This is a genomic window from Terriglobales bacterium (assembly GCA_035543055.1).
Classification (GTDB): domain Bacteria; phylum Acidobacteriota; class Terriglobia; order Terriglobales; family Acidobacteriaceae; genus JAIQFD01.
On record DATKKJ010000033.1, the window covers coordinates 1 to 16,727 of the forward strand.

13 protein-coding genes are annotated in these 16,727 nt (G+C 63.9%); 6 read left to right on the forward strand and 7 right to left on the reverse strand.

What is annotated here, in order from left to right:
- A partial coding sequence (locus tag VMS96_02195; GenBank protein HVP42210.1) for a prolyl oligopeptidase family serine peptidase occupies positions 1-2,144 on the forward strand: 2,144 nt, incomplete at its 5' end.
- A gap of 34 nt (positions 2,145-2,178) precedes the next feature.
- Here VMS96_02195 and VMS96_02200 read toward each other — a convergent pair.
- Entirely contained in the window at positions 2,179-2,913 is a 735-nt protein-coding gene (locus tag VMS96_02200; protein HVP42211.1) for a Crp/Fnr family transcriptional regulator, read from the reverse strand.
- 309 nt (positions 2,914-3,222) lie between these two features.
- Between VMS96_02200 and VMS96_02205 the strand changes: the two genes are divergently transcribed.
- Complete coding sequence (locus VMS96_02205; GenBank protein HVP42212.1) at positions 3,223-4,041, forward strand: SAM-dependent chlorinase/fluorinase; 819 nt, start codon at positions 3,223-3,225, stop codon at positions 4,039-4,041.
- 72 nt (positions 4,042-4,113) lie between these two features.
- Here the strand turns inward: VMS96_02205 and VMS96_02210 are convergent, their stop codons facing one another.
- On the reverse strand, positions 4,114-4,347 hold the full coding sequence (locus VMS96_02210; protein ID HVP42213.1) for a hypothetical protein: 234 nt from the start codon (positions 4,345-4,347) through the stop codon (positions 4,114-4,116).
- 122 nt (positions 4,348-4,469) lie between these two features.
- Between VMS96_02210 and VMS96_02215 the strand changes: the two genes are divergently transcribed.
- Positions 4,470-4,811, forward strand: coding sequence for a tetratricopeptide repeat protein (locus VMS96_02215; protein HVP42214.1), 342 nt, complete (start codon positions 4,470-4,472; stop codon positions 4,809-4,811).
- Between the two features lie 110 nt (positions 4,812-4,921).
- Here the strand turns inward: VMS96_02215 and VMS96_02220 are convergent, their stop codons facing one another.
- From VMS96_02220 to pilB, 5 genes are all read right to left on the reverse strand, one after another.
- Positions 4,922-6,295 carry a sigma-54 dependent transcriptional regulator gene (locus VMS96_02220; GenBank protein HVP42215.1) on the reverse strand — a complete coding sequence of 458 codons (1,374 nt, stop codon included), beginning with the start codon at positions 6,293-6,295 and terminating at the stop codon, positions 4,922-4,924.
- On the reverse strand, positions 6,288-7,934 hold the full coding sequence (locus tag VMS96_02225) for an ATP-binding protein (GenBank protein ID HVP42216.1): 1,647 nt from the start codon (positions 7,932-7,934) through the stop codon (positions 6,288-6,290). The genes VMS96_02220 and VMS96_02225 overlap by 8 nt, the downstream gene beginning before the upstream one ends.
- Before the next feature lie 83 nt (positions 7,935-8,017).
- Entirely contained in the window at positions 8,018-9,226 is a 1,209-nt protein-coding gene (locus VMS96_02230) for a type II secretion system F family protein (protein ID HVP42217.1), read from the reverse strand.
- Positions 9,227-9,377: 151 nt separating this feature from the next.
- Positions 9,378-10,493 carry a type IV pilus twitching motility protein PilT gene (locus VMS96_02235; GenBank protein ID HVP42218.1) on the reverse strand — a complete coding sequence of 372 codons (1,116 nt, stop codon included), beginning with the start codon at positions 10,491-10,493 and terminating at the stop codon, positions 9,378-9,380.
- 35 nt (positions 10,494-10,528) lie between these two features.
- Positions 10,529-12,241, reverse strand: coding sequence for a type IV-A pilus assembly ATPase PilB (gene pilB / locus VMS96_02240; GenBank protein ID HVP42219.1), 1,713 nt, complete (start codon positions 12,239-12,241; stop codon positions 10,529-10,531).
- A gap of 330 nt (positions 12,242-12,571) precedes the next feature.
- Here pilB and VMS96_02245 point away from each other — a divergent pair, with 330 nt between their 5' ends.
- From VMS96_02245 to VMS96_02255, 3 genes are all read left to right on the forward strand, one after another.
- Positions 12,572-13,300 carry a hypothetical protein gene (locus VMS96_02245; GenBank protein ID HVP42220.1) on the forward strand — a complete coding sequence of 243 codons (729 nt, stop codon included), beginning with the start codon at positions 12,572-12,574 and terminating at the stop codon, positions 13,298-13,300.
- A gap of 224 nt (positions 13,301-13,524) precedes the next feature.
- Positions 13,525-15,696, forward strand: coding sequence for an ATP-binding protein (locus VMS96_02250; protein HVP42221.1), 2,172 nt, complete (start codon positions 13,525-13,527; stop codon positions 15,694-15,696).
- A gap of 12 nt (positions 15,697-15,708) precedes the next feature.
- On the forward strand, positions 15,709-16,727 hold a 1,019-nt coding region (locus VMS96_02255), incomplete at its 3' end, for a sigma-54 dependent transcriptional regulator (GenBank protein HVP42222.1).

A 16,727-nucleotide genomic window follows, 5' to 3' on the forward strand; every position in this document is an offset into this window, starting at 1 on the left:
ATTCGATGCCCACGGTACTCACCTTGTTTCTTCTCTTGACAGTAGGGATCGCAGTGGCCTCCGAGAGCAGCGGGCCCAGCAAGCTCCCGGCCCCGCCCAAGGCCAAGGTGGAGCCGGTGACCGACGTAGTCCACGGAAAGACCATCGTGGACCCCTACCGCTACCTGGAAGACATCAAGAACCCGGAGACCAAGAGATTCGTCGAGGACGAGCTGGCCTACACCCGCAGCGTACTCGATCCGTTGCCCGGGCGGGAGAAGATCCACCAGCGCCTGGCGGACCTGATGGCCATCGGTACCCTGGGGACGCCGCAGGTCGGAGGCGCCTGGTTCCTCTACACCCGGCGCGACGCGGGGCAGAACCAGCCGGTGCTGTACGCGCGCCAGGGCTTGATGGGGTCCGACCGCGCCCTGGTGGACGTCAACGCCATGTCGAAGGACGCGCTCACGGCCCTCGACTGGTGGTTCGTCTCGCACGATGGCAAGTACGTGGCCTATGGCACAAGCGCCAATGGCTCCGAGGAGAGCACGCTGCGCGTGCTCGAGACGGCGACCGGGAAGCAACTGTCCGAGGCCATCGAGCGCACGCGCTTCTCCAGCGTGGCCTGGTTGAAGGACGACTCCGGCTTCTACTACACCCGCCATCCCAGGAAAGGCGAGGTCCCCGCGGGCGAAGAGGTGTATTACCCCAAGGTGTACTTCCACGCGCTGGGCAGCGACCCGGCGAAGGACCTGCTGATCTTCGGCGAGGGACGCGCCCCGCAGGATTATCCGTACGTTTCCCTCTCCGACGATGACCGCTGGCTGGTGATCGGCGTCAGCCAGGGCTGGGCGAAATCGGAGCTCTATCTGAAGGACCGCAAGTCGGACGCGCCGCCGGTCCCGGTGGCGGTGGGAAAGGACTTCCTCTACAGCGGACAGGTGTACAAGGGCAAGCTGTACATCCACACCAACGAAGACGCGCCGCGCTTCCGCGTCTTCGTGGCGGACGCCGCCCAGCCGCAGCGGGAGAACTGGAAGGAGCTCATCCCGCAGACCGATGCTGTTCTGTCGGACGTGAACATCTTCGGCGGACGCATCGTCGCCGCCTACGAGAAGGACGCCCATTCCCTGCTGCGAGTGTTGCCGTTGAGCGGCGGCGCCCCGGTCGAGGTCCCCATGCCCACGCTGGGCAGCATCACCGGGCTGGGCGGCAGCTACGACAGCTCCGACGTCCTGTTCGGCTTCCACTCCTACACCGTGCCACCCAGCGTCTATCACTTCGCCCTGGGATCGGCACCGGAGCGCGGGACGGCTGGGGCGGCATCGCTGTGGCGCAAGGTGGACGCGCCGGTCGATCCCGGCAGGTACGCGGTCGAGCAGGTCTGGTTCAACTCCAAAGACGGCACCCGGGTCTCGATGTTCCTGGTCCACCAGAAGGAGCTGAAGAAGACGGGCAAGACGCCCACGCTGCTGAGCGGCTACGGCGGCTTCAACATCAGCCGCTCGCCGGTCTTCAACCGCTCGGTGTACATCTTCCTGGAGCACGGCGGGATCTACGCCGACGCCCAGCTGCGCGGGGGGGCGGAGAACGGCGAAGACTGGCATCGCGCCGGCATGCTCGACAAGAAGCAGAACGTCTTCGACGACTTCATCGCCGCCGCCGAGTACCTGATCCGGGAGAAGTACACCGACTCCGAGCACCTGGCCATCTCCGGCGGCTCCAACGGCGGCCTGCTGGTGGGCGCCGCCATGACCCAGCGTCCGGAGCTGTACCGCGCCGTCATCTGCGCCGTGCCCCTGCTCGACATGGTCCGCTACCAGAATTTCCAGATCGCCAAGCTCTGGATCCCGGAATACGGCTCCTCCGACGACCCCAAGCAGTTCGAGTGGCTGTACGCCTACTCGCCCTACCATCACGTCAAGCCGGGCGAAAAGTATCCGGCGGTGCTGTTCCTGACCGCCGACACCGACACCCGCGTAGACCCGATGCACGCCAAGAAGATGGCGGCGCGCATGCAAGCAGCCAACGGCGGCGACCGCCCCATCCTGCTGCGCATCGAGACCAAGGCCGGCCACGGCGCCGGCAAGCCGGTCAACAAGCAGGTGGAAGAGTCGACCGACGTGTACACGTTCCTGTTCTGGCAGTTAGGGATTCAGCCGTAACTCACTCTCACAGGGGTTGTGCGTGCGGGCGCCGCTACACGCCGTCGGGATGGAAGCGGTCGTCGGAGTGGGCTTCGGCCGTCCCGGACTCGGGCGCAGCCTGAGGTCTGTCTTTCGTCAGTCTTGTGAGGTTGCCATCGCCGGCGGCGACGGCTTCCAGCGCCGCCCGGTCCCAGATATGGAGGGTCGCGCCCTTCAGCTCCGCCAGGCGTTTTCGCTTGAAGCTGGCGAAGACGCGGCTCACGGTCTCGCGCGAGCTGCCGATCATTTGTCCCAGCTCTTCGTGACTGAAAGGGAAGCGTATGCGGCCGGGCGAATCTCCATTGGTCGTGGGCCACCGTACCAGCAGCTCTGCCAGTTTCTCCGCCGCCGAATGCGACAAGCCGATGCGCCGGATCTCGAAGCAGGCGCTGCAATACATCCTTCGCAGCTGCTCGGCGACCCCCAAGCAGATCTCCTTGTGAGCATGCATGAGGCGCAGGAACTGGTCGCGTTTGATGAAGCCGCAACGGCAGGGCCCAATAGCAGAAGCCGTGACCTCGTAGGGGTTCCCCGAGAGGGTCGCGGGGATCCCGATCACGTCGCCGGGCTCCGCCAGCCTGAGGATCAAGGTCCTGCCGTCGCCGGAGCAGATGGAGAGCTTCACCCTTCCGCCGGCGAGGACAAAGATGCCACGGGCTGCGTCGCCCTCGGCAAAGAGCACGGAGCCGGTGGGAAAAAGGAGGGTGTAGCTGATCTCCTCGAGTTCGGCCGCGATATCCGGCGGCAAGGGACCGAAGGCCGTGACCGGCCGAGGCTCCGGTCTTGGTGCGCGCAGAGGCACTACCCGTTGACTAGCTGGCAACATCGGCCACCCCCACCACAGGTTCGGTGCGCCGTGCAGTATAAGGATTAGGAACGCCCGAATCAGTGCCGATAAACGAAAGAAGCCACGGACGAAGGAATGTGCTGCACACAATACCCGAAGACCTGGGAAAATGCCAGTAGGTGGGGCCGCAAAGCATTGACTTTCCGCAGGTGGCGGGTTACTGTCCGACACGCGTAAGAACCGCATCCACAGGGGGTTCCCGTGCCACCCATGCAACGCATGGTGACGTTCACCACCGATTTCGGCTCTTCGGACCACTTCGTCGGGGCCATGAAGGGCGTGATCTGCAGCATCAATCCCGATGTCAAGATCGTGGACATCTGCAATGCGGTGCAGCCGTACGACATCCTCGACGGCGCCCTCACCGTCACCCAGGCCTATCGTTACTTTCCGGCCAATACCGTGCACCTGGTGATCGTGGATCCGGGGGTGGGGACGACCCGGCGCCCGCTGGTGGTGACCGCCGAAAAGCACCTCTTCCTGGCGCCCGATAACGGCGTGCTCTCGCTGGTGTACGACCGCGAGGAGCGGCTCTCGGTGCGGCACATCACCGCCGAGCACTATTTCCTGCAGCCGGTGAGCCACACCTTCCACGGCCGCGACGTCTTCGCCGCGGTGGCAGGATGGCTGAGCAAGGGGGTGGAAGTGGCCAAGTTCGGCGACGAGATCACCGACTTCGTGCGCTTCGGAGCGCCCAAGCCGAAACCCATCAACGAGAAGCTGATGAAGGGCATCGTGCTCAAGGTGGACCACTACGGCAACCTGATCACCAACCTCACCGCCAAGGAAGTGCCGCAACTGCTGCAGACCGAGCCCCCGGCCTTCAAGATCCTGGTGGGCAAGCACGAGATCACCAAGATGAAGACCGCCTACGCCCAGGGGACGCCGGGCGAGGTGTTCGGCATCATGGGCAGCATGGGATACCTGGAGATCGCCACCAACCGGGGTGCGGCCAATCGCGCGGTGGGCGCGGAAAAGGGCAGCGAAGTCGGGGTCCTGCTGGAAGAAGCGGTGGCGGCCAGCATCTAGTACCAAGTGCCCAGTACCAAGTACCAAGTTGAGAAGGCGCGCGCGCGTTCTGGTGGGTCTGGGTACTGGGTACTAGGGGTTCTTAGGCTTGGGGCGAGCGTACTGGTCCATCCTGGCGGTCCACTTCAAGAAGCGCAGCAACTCGGCTCGTTCCTTCCAGGCGAACATCCAGAATTCAAAGAAACCGACCTGGTTCATCTTCAGGCCGGTGTAGGTCTCGATGCGCCAGCGCAGGTAGGGACTGCGCCAGGGCGCGAGCCGGTGCCCGCGGGTGGCGTTCCAGAGGAAGCGGAGGATATAACGCATCAAAGAAGTACCCAGTACCTAGTACCCAGTACCCAGTGTGTGCATCGTGGATTGGAGGTTCCACTCGAGTATAGCGCGACGGCGGACCGCGCCTTCCCTGCTGATAGAATCGGCAGCGGACTATGGCCGATCCGCAAGCAGAAGACCACTACTTCGCGGCGCTGGACCTGTTCGCCGAAGGCAAGCACGACGAGGCCATCGCCGAATACCGCAAGTCCATTGCGATCGACCCCGCCTTTACCGACGCGCTCCACGGCCTGGCCCGCGCCTATCAGGACACCGGAAGACTCGATGAGGCCATCGCGATCGCCAAGAGGATCGCCGAGCTGGACCCGGGCGACATCCTGGCGCACACCTCGCTCTCCATCCTCTATCAGAAGAAGGGCATGATCCCGGAAGCGGAGGCGGAGGGGAACAAGGCCAGGGTCCTGGGGTGGAAGCAGCAACTCAAAGAGAAGAAGTAGCTGGTAGCTAGTAGTTGGTAGTTAGGGGAGCGACTGTAGGGTCGGTGGGCCTCCTGGTTCCCCCAGCTACCAGCTACTAACTACCAGCTACTTCCTTCACCATGACAGTCTCAGATGTCGTATTTCTTAAGCAGATGTCGGAAAGACCTATAGGAAAGCTTTAACATTTCCGCGGCCTTGGTCTGGACCCCGTTGGACTGCCGGAGGGCGCTGCTGATCATGGCACGCTCCATCTCGGCAACGTAGCGTTCCATGTCCACGCCTTCGCTGGGAAGGCTCCAGCCTGAGGGCAGATCTCCGGCCACCGCGGCGCGGGCCCGGGGACGCTCCTGCGGGATCTCGATGTTCAGTTCGTTTTCGCTCTCCAGGGCGACGGCGCGCTCGATGGTGTTCTCCAGTTGGCGCACGTTGCCGGGCCAGTCGTAATCCTGCAAGGACTGGAGGGAGTCCGCGCGGATGCTGGTGATGCTCTTCCCTGCCGCAGCCACGTACTTCTTGAGGAAATGATTGGCCAGGACGGGAATGTCCTCGCAGCGCTCGCGCAATGGCGGAACCTTGATGGGGATGACGCTGATGCGGTAGTAGAGGTCCTCGCGGAATTGTCCTTCGGCGACCTGGTGCTCCAGGTCCTTGTTGGTGGCGGCGATCAGGCGGACGTCGATGGGCACTTCCGCGGTGCCGCCGATGGGGCGCAGAGTACGTTCCTGGAGGACGCGCAGCAGCTTGACCTGCATGGCCAGCGACATCTCGCTGATCTCGTCCAGGAACAAGGTGCCTTCGTTGGCCACCTCGAAGAGCCCGCGCTTGTTCTGGGTGGCGCCGGTAAAGGCGCCCTTCACGTATCCGAACAGCTCGCTCTCCAGAAGGGTCTCGGGGAAGGCGCCGCAGTTGATGGAGACGAAGGGCTCCGACGCGCGCGGCGAGCAGGCATGGACGGCGCGCGCCACCAGCTCCTTGCCGGTGCCGCTCTCGCCCAAAACGACGACGGTGCTGGCGGTGGAGGAGACGGTGCGCACGGTCTCCTTCAGTTTCTCGATGGCCGGGCTGGCGCCGACGATGTTATCCAGCGAGTTGCGGACGGCGGCGTCGCGCTTGAGGGCGAAGTTCTGCCGCTGCAAGACCAGGGACTGCACCGCGCGCTCCACGGAGACGGAGACCTCGTCCATCAGGTGCGGCCCCTTCTGGATGTAATCGAAGGCGCCCACCTTGACCGCCTGGACGGCAGCCTCGTAGTCCTCGACGGCGGTGATGAGGATGACGGCGCTGTCGGGAGAGACGCGGCGGGCGTGGCGCAGCACCTCGATGCCGTCGGTCAGCGGCATCTTGATGTCGGTGATGACGACATCGAAGATGGCGGAATCGAGCTTGCGCTTGGCCTCCGCGCCCGAGTTGACGGTCTCGACCTTGTGACCGCCCTTCTTGAGAGCGATCTCCAGCATCCCGCAGATGTTGCGCATGTCGTCGCAGACCAGGACGCTAGCCACGGGTCACTCCTGCCGCGTCCTGCGCTCGCGCCGCCGGAACCGAGGCGCGCCTGAGCTCGAGCACGAACTCGGCCCCACCGCCCGGAGACGACTGGGCCGCGACCTTGCCATCGTGCGCCTGCACGATCTGATAGACGATGGCCAGCCCCAGGCCGGTGCCGCCGTCGAAGCCGGACTGGAAGGGCTCGAAAATCTTCTCGATCTCCTGGGAGCTGAGGCCGCGGCCGGTGTCCACGAAGGAGATGCGCCAGAACTCGCCGGCCTCCACCAGGGACACGGTGAGCCGGCCGCCGTCGGGCATGGCGCGGGCGGCGTTCTCGCAGATGTTCCAGAAGACCTGCTTCATGCGGTCGCCATCGGCCGCCGCGGGCGCTTCCGTCACGCTGAACCGCCGCTCCACGGTCACGGGAGCAGACCCGGACTGGTGTCGGTTCTCCAGCAGGGTGAGGGTGTCCTCCAGCAGCGGCACCAGGTCGAGGACGGCAAAGCGATAGCTCTTGTCGCGCGAGTAGATGAGGAAGTCGGAGATGATCTTGTTGAGGCGGTCGGATTCGCGAGTGACGATGCCGACCAGGGTCTGCTGCTCCTCGCTGAGCGGGGAGATGTCGGCCAGCACCTTGACCGAGCCGGCGATGGAAGCCAAGGGGTTGCGGATCTCGTGGGCGATGCCGGCGGCCATGCGTCCCACGGCCGAAAGGCGGTCGCGCATGCGCACCTCGCGCTCCAGGCGCCGGACCTCGGTCAGATCGGCGAAGGTGTAGACGTAGCCGAGCGTGCCGCGGTCCGGGACTTCGAGCGCCGATACGGTGATGGCGAAATGTTTCTCCGAGCCGACCGGCGTCACCGAGCGCACTTCCCCGCGGGTGGCGGTAGAGCCGACGGTGGGCAGGCGGTCGAGGAAGAGCTCGGCCACCGGCCGGGCGAAGACGTCGGAGGCGCGCCGCTCCAGCAGCTTCTGCCCGGGGGCGTTCAGCAGCGTGATGCGGCCCTCCAGGTCGGTGGTGATCAGGCCTCCGGTCATGGAGTTGATGATGTTCTCGTGCAGGGCCTGCAGGCTGATGAGGGCGCCGCTCTTGTCCGCCAGCTCGACGTCCACCTGCCGCAGCTTGGTGCTCAGGTTGCTGGAAAGGTAGGCGATGGCGGTGTAAGCGAACAGGTTGATGAAGATGGTGGCCTGCAGCGACTTCAGATCGGGGTGGGTGACCGAATACGAGTGGATCCGGTCGAAGTACGACAGCTCCAGCAGCGCGCCGAAAGCGATGAACGAGAGCGCTGCGGTCATGTAGGCCCAGGTCCGGGAAAGCAGGATGCTGGAAACGATGATGACCAGCGGGTACAGGAAGTTGAACGAGGTGTCGATGCCGCCGGTCACATAGATGATGGCGGTGGAAAAGACCAGGTCGGAGAAGATCTGGATCTTGGACTGCAGCCGGTAGTCACTCCACAGGCTGAGCAGCAGGACGAAGAAGACCGAGATCGTGTACCACAGCAGGATGCTGACGATGAAGAGGCCTTCGGGGACCGCCGTGGGGGTCAGGCGGGTGATGGCGAGCTCGATGCCCACCAGGAAGGTGATGATGATGATGCGGACCTTGACCAGCCATGCCAGCCAGGACCGTTCGTTGAATTCGGTACCCATCACTTGGTCGTCGGTCTAGGGTCGTTGGTCGCGCGGGCAAAAAGGCGGGCGACGGAGGAGTCGTGCGCCCGCCTTGGTAAGCACTAGCCGGCCAGCTTGCCGATCATGGCGAACAGCGGCATGTACAGCGAGATGACGATGCCGCCGACGGCCACGCCGAGGAACGCGATCATGATCGGTTCCAGCAGGGTCAACATGTCCTTGGTGGCGGCGTCCACCTCGTCCTCATAGAAGTCGGCGATCTTCTGCAGCATGTTGTCCATGGCGCCGGTGGCCTCGCCCACGCCGATCATCTGGGTCACCATGTTGGGGAAGACGCCGGACTCCTTCAGCGGATCGACGATGGTGCGGCCTTCTTCGATGGCCTTGCGCACCTTCATCAGCGCCTCCTCCAGGACCGCGTTGCCGGAGGTGCGGGCGGTGATGGACAGACCTTCCAGGATGGGGACGCCCGAAGTGATCAGGGTGCCCAGCGTCCGGGTGAAGCGCGCCACCGCGATCTTGCGCAACAGCATGCCCAGGACAGGGAGGTTGAGCATCATCTTGTCGAAGATATATCTCCCCCTCGGGTGCTTGCGCATCTGTTTGACGCCGAAGAACAGCCCGACCAGTCCGCCTAACATGACCCACCAGAAGTCGCCGACGAACTTGCTCAGGCCCATGGTGATGCGGGTGGGCAGCGGCAGGGCCACGCCCAAGCCGAGGAAGAGGTTGGCGAAGATGGGCACCACGAATTTCAGCAGCGCGCCCACCACCAGCACGGCGATGGAGATGACCGAGACGGGGTAGATCAGGGCCGACTTGACCGCCGCTTTCAGCTTGACCGCCTTTTCGACGTAGGCGGCCAGGCGCTGCAGGATGACGTCGAGAATACCGCCGGTCTCGCCGGCCTCGATCATGTTGGTGGTGAGGTCATCGAAGATCTTGGGATAGGCGCGCATGGCGTTGGCCAGGGTGGAGCCGCCCTCCACCGTCGTCCGCACGCCGGTCAGGCATTTCTGGAAGACCGGGTTCTCCTGGTTGGCGCCGAGGATCTCCAGGCACTGCACCAGCGGCAGACCGGCGTCGATCATGACGGAGAACTGGCGGAAGAAGATGGCGATGTCCTTGGTCGCGACCTTGCCGCCGCCGATGGTGGGCAGGGCGAATTCCTTGCCTTTCTCCTTGATGACCGGGTTCTGGATCCGCTCCCTGCGGAGATTGGCCGCCAGGACCTGCTTGTTCTCCGCTACCCGCTCGCCCGATACCTTGTTGCCGGCGGCGTCCTTGCCGCTGAATGTGAAAACTGGCATTGTCGACCTCCCCTCGCGCTACACCATGGTGTGGCGCATCCCCGGGCTAAAGCCCGGGACTACTTCTCCAACCTGCGTCACACTATCGTGTGGCGCACTCCGGGCTAAGCCCGGGACTACCTCAGTTGCGTCGCCCCATCGGGCGAAGCACCTACCTGCGCACTGCCGGGGCGGCGGCCGTTGCCGACTTGGTCAAACCCGCGCCCCGGTTGATCATCTCCTGCAGTTCGTCCTGCATGGACGAGCGCAGCATCGCCGTCTCCAGGGTGATCTGCTTCTGGAAATACAGCGTCGCCAGCGACTGGTTGAACGTCTGCATGCCGAACTTGTCCTGGCCCGACTGCATGGCGGAATAGATCTGGTGGATCTTGTCTTCACGGATCAGGTTGCGGACCGCGGCATTGGGAACCATGATCTCCATGGCCATGGCCCGGCCCTGCCCGCCCACCTTGGGCAGCAGCGCCTGGCAAAGGATGCCTTCCAGAACCAGCGAGAGCTGGGCCCGGATCTGCGACTGCTGGTGGGACGGAAAGACGTCGATCACACGGTTGATGGTGGAAGCAGCCGAGTTGGTGTGCAAGGTGCCGAAGGTGAGGTGGCCGGTCTCGGCGATCCGTAACGCGGCCTCGATGGTCTCCAGGTCGCGCATCTCGCCGATGAGCACTACGTCGGGATCCTCGCGCAGCGCGGCGCGCAGCGCCTCGGTGAAACCCTTGGTGTCGGCGTGCACCTCACGCTGGTTCACCAGGCAGCTCTTGTGCTGGTGCACGAACTCGATGGGGTCCTCGATGGTGATGATGTGGTCGTGCCGCTCGGTGTTGATCTTGTCGATCATGGCGGCCAAGGTGGTGGACTTGCCGGAGCCGGTCGGACCGGTCACCAGCACCAATCCGCGCGGCTTCTCGCACAGCTTGGCCACCACCGGCGGCAGCCCCAGCTGCTGGAACGACTTGATCTCGAAGGGAATGACGCGGAAGACGGCGCCCACCGCGCCCCGCTGGTTGAAGCAGTTGCCGCGGAAACGGGCCAGGCCTTTCAGCCCGAAGGAGAAGTCCAGCTCCAGGTTCTCCTCGAAGCGGTGCTTCTGGGCGTCGGTGAGCACGCTGTAAGCCAGCTGCTTGGTCTCCGGGGCGGTCAGCGGCGGCATCTCGAGCGGCGTTAAGTGTCCGTGGACGCGCACCTGCGGCGGCGAGTTGGTGGTCAGGTGCAGATCGCTGCCGTTCATCTCCAGCATCTTCTTCAGCAGATCGCTCAGCGTGACGGCCATATTGAGTTCTCAGTTCTCCGTTCTCAGTTCTCGGATCAATGCACGGTTTCGCGCGCGACCTCTTCCAGCGTGGTCTCGCCGTTCATCACCTTGATGAGCCCGCTCCGGCGCAGGGTGATCATGCCGCGCTCGATGGCTTTCTTCTTCAGCTCGACGGCCGAGGCGCCCACCAGGATCAGCTCGCGCAGCTCGTCGTCCACTTCCATGACCTCGTACAGGCCGCAACGGCCCTTGTAGCCGGTGTTGTTGCAGGTGGTGCAACCCTTGCCCTTTTTGGGTTTGACCGTCTTGGATTCCTCGGGTGTGTAGCCGGCCTCGATCAAGGTCTGGGGAGGGAGATCGAGGGCCTCGCCGCAGTCCTTGCACACGCGCCGCACCAGGCGCTGGGCCACGATCATGTGCACCGAGGTGGCGACTAGGAAGGGCTCGATGCCCATGTTCATCAGGCGGCTGATGGTTTCGGGCGCGCCGTTGGTGTGCAGGGTGGAGAGCACCAGGTGGCCGGTCAGCGCCGCCTTGATGGCGATCTCAGCGGTTTCAAAGTCGCGGATCTCTCCCACCAGGATGATGTTCGGGTCCTGCCGCAGGAACGAGCGCAACGCGGCGGCGAAGTTCAGGCCGATCTGCTCCTTCATCTGCACCTGGTTGACGCCCGCCAGCTGGAACTCGACCGGGTCCTCGGCGGTCATGATGTTGGTGTCGGGCGTGTTCAGACGAGAGATCGATGAGTACAGGGTATTGGTCTTGCCCGAGCCCGTGGGACCGGTCACCAGCACCATGCCGTAGGGCTTCAGAATCGCCTTCTCGAACTTGGTGAGCGACTCCTGCTCGAAACCCAGCTTGGTCATGTCGAGGCGCAGGTTCTCCTTGTCCAGCAGCCGGAGCACGATCTTTTCGCCCCACAGGGTGGGCAGGCAGCTGACGCGGTAGTCGAGCTGCTTCTTTTTGCCGCCCAACTGCATCTTGAGCATGATGCGGCCGTCCTGGGGCAGGCGCTTCTCGCTGATGTCCAGCTTGGACATGATCTTGATGCGCGAGGTGATGGCGTCCTTGAGCTTGACCGGCGGCGTCATGATGGTCTGCAGCATGCCGTCGATGCGGAAGCGGACCCGGTATTCCTTCTCGTAGGGCTCGATGTGGATGTCGCTGGCGCCGCGTTTCACCGCATCGGTGAGGATGAGGTTGACCAGTTTGACAATCGGGGCCTCGTCGGCAGCCTTCTCCAGCTGCTCCATCCCCATTTCTTCTTCTTCGGCCTGGAGTTCGACGTCGGCGTCGAATTCGGAAACCGACTGCATCACCTTTTCCAGGTCCTCTTCGTGGCTGGCCCCGTAAGCTTTCTCGATACCCTCCATGATGGCGGTCTCCGACGCCACCACCGGCTCGATGTTGAAACCGGTCATGAACTTGATATCGTCCATGGCGAACACGTTGGTGGGGTCCACCATGGCGATGGTGAGCGAGGCCCCGACCCGGCTCAATGGGAGGATCTGGTAGCGCTTGGCGGTCTCCTGAGGAATCAGCTTGACCACCGAGGGGTCGATCTCAAAATACGAGAGGTTGATGGCGGGAACGCCGTACTGCCGGGAGAGGAAGTTGGTCACGTCCTCGTCGGACAGGAAGCCCAGCTTGACCAGCACGGACCCCAACCGTTGGTTGGATTCCTTCTGAACTTTGAGCGCCTGTTCCAGCTGCTCAGGAGTGATGACCTTCTCTTTGACTAGAAGATCGCCGAGCCTTTGAGACATACCCCGGTTTCCTTATCGGTGCAACAGTCAGGTTTATGCCGCGCGCCCATTTTGCGCCGGAAAATGACTGGGGGATATAACAATTGCGAGTGGGCGCATCGTATGTTGGGTGACATAATTTGTCAATCCAGAATTGTTACCAAATTGGTAAAGCTCCTGGTGACAAGCCAGCAGCCTAACAGCAAGCCGGGCACAGATTGAGTATCTATCGGGTTTCCCTTGAAAATGACGGCCAAATCACCGGTCGGCCCTTCCCTCACCCTGTCAGGCCAAGAGCAGGCGAGACAAGGGTGGGCGATCCAGGCCGTCCGCCAGTACTTTCAAGCCCTCATGGCGCATTGGGGACCGCAGGATTGGTGGCCGGCCTACACCCGCTTGGAAGTGATCGTCGGGGCCTTCTTGACGCAGAACACCTCCTGGAAGAATGTCGAAGGGGCGCTGCGGAATCTCCGCCAGCACCGGCTGCTCAACCTGAACGGCCTGCGCAAGGCATCGACCCGCGAGCTCGAAGCCGCCGTGCGTCCAGCCGGATACTTTCGTCAAAAGGCCCAGCGGCTGAAGGATTTCGTGAGTTTCCTTGACACCGGCTACGGCGGTTCGCTGACCCGGATGTTCTCGCGACCCACGGCGGAACTGCGCACGGAATTACTGGGCTTGAATGGTGTAGGCCCCGAGACCGCCGACTCCATTCTGCTCTACGCCGGAGGACATCCCGTGTTCGTGGTGGACGCGTACACGCGTCGCGTCTTCGAACGACACGGCATCCTGACGGGAAAAGAAAAGTACGAGGGGGTCCGGGAATTGTTCGAGCGGGCCTTCGATGGTCAGCCTGCGGGCGATTGGTTGGCCGGGAACATCCCGCCAGTGTCGCCCTTGCAGGCCCGGCGGCGGCATAAGCTCACGCTCACGGAGGCGCCGGTGGAGGCCAGGATCTTCGATGAGTACCACGCGCTGCTGGTGCAGGTCGCCAAGCACCACTGCCTGAAGAAGGCAGCGCTGTGCGACGGCTGCCCGCTACAGCGATTCCTGCCATCCGGACCGGCGATGAAACGAACGTAACTCGTTTCCGGTTACCGGCCCGACCTGCTCCGTTCGCCTGAAGACTCAGGCGGCGCGAGTCCTTGACACGCTGACCGGAGGGCGGCAGACGCGGGACCGCGTCGAGAGCGGCGGCTCGGACTATAATGGTGCTCCCCTTTGAGGACCACGAGTACCAGCAGCCTCGAGGGCCGTCGCTAGTGTCTTCCACGATCCCAGGGTCCGCCTCCCGCCGGCGGGCGGTATTGATTCCGCTCGCCATCGGCATCGTCCTGCTGTTCGCCATCGTCTTCTCCCAGGCGGCCTTCAATCTCCCCTTCCTTCGCCCCAATACCTCGGAACAGACGCTGCTGCTGGTGGCCTTGTCGGCGGTGATCTTCCTGCTGCTGGTGGCGCTCAGTTTCGTGCTGGTCCGCAACCTGCTGAAGCTGGGAGCGGAGCGGCGAGGGGGGAAAGCCGGGTCGAAGTTCCAGACCCGGATGGTGGTGGGCGGGCTGGTGCTCTCCTTCACTCCCGTGCTGTTCATGTTCCTGTTCGCGTACGGGCTGATGAACCGCTCCATCGACAAGTGGTTCTCACGGCCGGTGGAGCAACTGCGCGAAGACTCGGGCGAAATCGCCCGCCTGCTGTCCAGCTACGCTGCCGAAAACGCAGCCGCGGAAGCGGAATCGATCGCCGTCCTGCCCGAGACCCGGCGGGCTTTCGAGAGTGGCAACTTCACCTCCGTGATGTCGGAGTTCCGCCAGAGAGCTACGACTTTGCAGAATGGTTTCGCATTGGCCCTGGTGGATGAAGACGCGGCGGCCAGCTACCACGCCCCGCTGCCCTGGGGCGTGCTGCGGCAAGACATCCTGCAGGTCCCGGCCAGCGATAAGCAGAAGCCGGTGCCCATCGCCGGGCGCTCCTACATGGTCGCCTCGCGGGCGGTGGGGCCCAACGGACGGATCGTGGTGGCCCTGCCGCTGCCCGAGCGGTTCATTTCTACTCTGGCGCAGATCGAGCATAACCAGCAGATGTATTTCGAACTGAGCCGGGAGCGCAAGCTGGTGCGCCGCACCTACATGGGCCTGCTCCTGGTGCTGACCGTGATGGTGTTGCTCGCGACTACATGGCTATCGCTGTTCCTGGCACGGCTGGTGACGCGGCCGGTGGCGGCGCTGGCCGAAGCCACCCAGGAGATTTCGCGGGGCCGCCTGGATTACCGGGTCGAGATCCCGGCTGCGGATGAGCTCGGGACGCTGGTGAGTTCCTTCAACCGAATGGCAGCGGAGCTGGAGACCAGCCGCAGCCAGATCGAAGCCTCCAGCCGGCAACTGGGAGAGGCGAACGTAGCCTTGGAGCAACGCCGCCGCCACATTGAGACCATCCTGGAGAGTATTCCCACCGGGGTGCTGTCGCTGGAGGCCGATCGCCGGGTCACGCACAGCAATGCTGCTTTCCAGCGGCTGTTCTCTCCCCCGTCCGGCAAGCGCAGCTTTGCCGCCGGGTCGGTGCTGCGCGAGCTGTTCGCCGAAGAGGTGGCCGCCGACCTGGAGCACATGATGCGCAAGGCCGACCGCATGGGCAGCGCCGCCAGCCAGATGGACATCGCCACCCCGCGCGGGCGGATCAGCGTGGCCGTCACCATCGCTTCCCTGCAGCACCGTGGACGACCGCAGGGCTACGTGGTCGTGTTCGAAGACCTCTCGGAGCTGCTCAAGGCGCAGAAACAGGCGGCGTGGCGGGAGGTGGCGCGGCGGGTGGCCCACGAGATCAAGAACCCGCTGACCCCGATCACCCTTTCCGCCGAGCGCATCCGGCGCCACCTGGAACGCGGCAGCGCGCCGCAGGACGCCTCGGCGGCCGTGATCGAGAGCTGCACCGAAACCATCACCGGCGCGGTGGAGACCGTGCGCAAGCTGGTGGATGAGTTCTCGACCCTGGCACGGTTCCCGGCCTCGCACCCGCAACCGGCCAACCTGAACCAGATCGTCGAAGACACGCTTTCGATGTTCAACGGGCGCCTCGACGACGTCCGCGTCGAGACCCACCTGGCCGCCGGCCTGCCGCAGGTGATGGCGGACAGCGAGGCGATGAAGCGTGCTTTGGCCAACTTGGTGGACAACGCCGCCGAAGCCGTCCAGGAATCGCTGGTGCGCGAGGTGCACATCTCGACCGCCCTATTGAGTTCACGGGAAGCGGTGGAAGTCGTGGTGGCCGACACCGGCCTCGGCGTCTCCCGCGAGATGAAAGAGAAGCTGTTCCTGCCGTATTTCTCCACCAAGCGGCGCGGCACCGGCCTCGGTCTGGCCATCGTCAGCCGCATCGTCGAAGACCACCATGGCTCGATCCGGGTGGAGGAAAATTCGCCCATGGGCTCGCGCTTCGTGGTCGAGCTGCCGGTGGCGGACCGCGAAACGGCCGCGGCCAATGCGTAGTCGGACCGCCAAATGCACAGCGTACTGATCGTGGATGACGAGCCCGGTATCCGGCACTCGCTCAAGGGCGTGCTGGAGGACGAAGGCTACAAGGTCTCGTCGGTGGACACCGGCGAAGCCTGCCTGGAAGCGCTGCGCAAGCGCGCCTTCGAAGTGGTGCTGCTCGACATCTGGCTGCCGGGGATGGACGGCCTCGACACCCTGCAGAAGATCAAGGAATCCGAAGACGCTCCCGAAGTCATCATGATATCCGGGCACGGCACCATCGAGACCGCGGTGCGCGCCACCAAGCTGGGAGCCTATGACTTCCTGGAAAAGCCACTTTCCTTGGAAAAGACCTTGATGCTGGTGAAGCACGCGGCCGAAGCCCGCCGCCTGCGCGTCGAGAACAAGGACCTGAAGAAGCAAGTCCAGAGCAAGGGCGAGATCGTGGGCGAGAGCGTGCCCATGAAGGCGCTGCGGCAGCAGATCGGCCTGATGGCGCCCACCAATGGGCGCGTGCTCATCTACGGCGAATCCGGCACCGGGAAGGAACTGGTGGCGAGCGCCATCCACGCCCAGAGCCTGCGCAAGGACGCGCTGTTCGTCGAGGTCAATTGCGCGGCCATCCCCGAGGACCTGATCGAAAGCGAGCTGTTCGGCCACCGCAAGGGCTCCTTCCCCGGCGCTGCCGTCGATAAAGAGGGCCGCTTCCTGAAGGCGGATGGCGGCACGCTGTTCCTCGATGAAGTCGGGGACATGAGCTTGAAGACGCAATCCAAGGTGCTGCGCACGCTCGAGGAGCAGAGATTCATGCCGGTCGGCAGCGACGAGCCCATCAGCGTGGACGCCCGGGTCATCGCCTCGACCAACAAAGACCTGGAAGAGGAGATCTCCAAGGGGAATTTCCGCGAGGACCTGTTCTACCGCCTGAACGTGATCCCCTTCTTCGTGCCCCCGCTGCGCGAGCGCAAGGAAGTCATCCCGCTGCTGGCGCGGCATTTCCTGCGTGAGGTCTCGCTGACCTACAGCCGCCGCCCCAAGGAGATGCA

Coding starts and splice junctions, on each gene's coding strand:
- VMS96_02205 (HVP42212.1), top strand. CDS start 3,223: ATGCAACGCATGGTGACGTTCACCACCGATTTCGGCTCTTCGGACCAC.
- VMS96_02210 (HVP42213.1), bottom strand. CDS start 4,347: ATGCGTTATATCCTCCGCTTCCTCTGGAACGCCACCCGCGGGCACCGG.
- VMS96_02215 (HVP42214.1), top strand. CDS start 4,470: ATGGCCGATCCGCAAGCAGAAGACCACTACTTCGCGGCGCTGGACCTG.
- VMS96_02225 (HVP42216.1), bottom strand. CDS start 7,934: ATGGGTACCGAATTCAACGAACGGTCCTGGCTGGCATGGCTGGTCAAG.
- VMS96_02230 (HVP42217.1), bottom strand. CDS start 9,226: ATGCCAGTTTTCACATTCAGCGGCAAGGACGCCGCCGGCAACAAGGTA.
- VMS96_02235 (HVP42218.1), bottom strand. CDS start 10,493: ATGGCCGTCACGCTGAGCGATCTGCTGAAGAAGATGCTGGAGATGAAC.
- pilB (HVP42219.1), bottom strand. CDS start 12,241: ATGTCTCAAAGGCTCGGCGATCTTCTAGTCAAAGAGAAGGTCATCACT.
- VMS96_02245 (HVP42220.1), top strand. CDS start 12,572: ATGGCGCATTGGGGACCGCAGGATTGGTGGCCGGCCTACACCCGCTTG.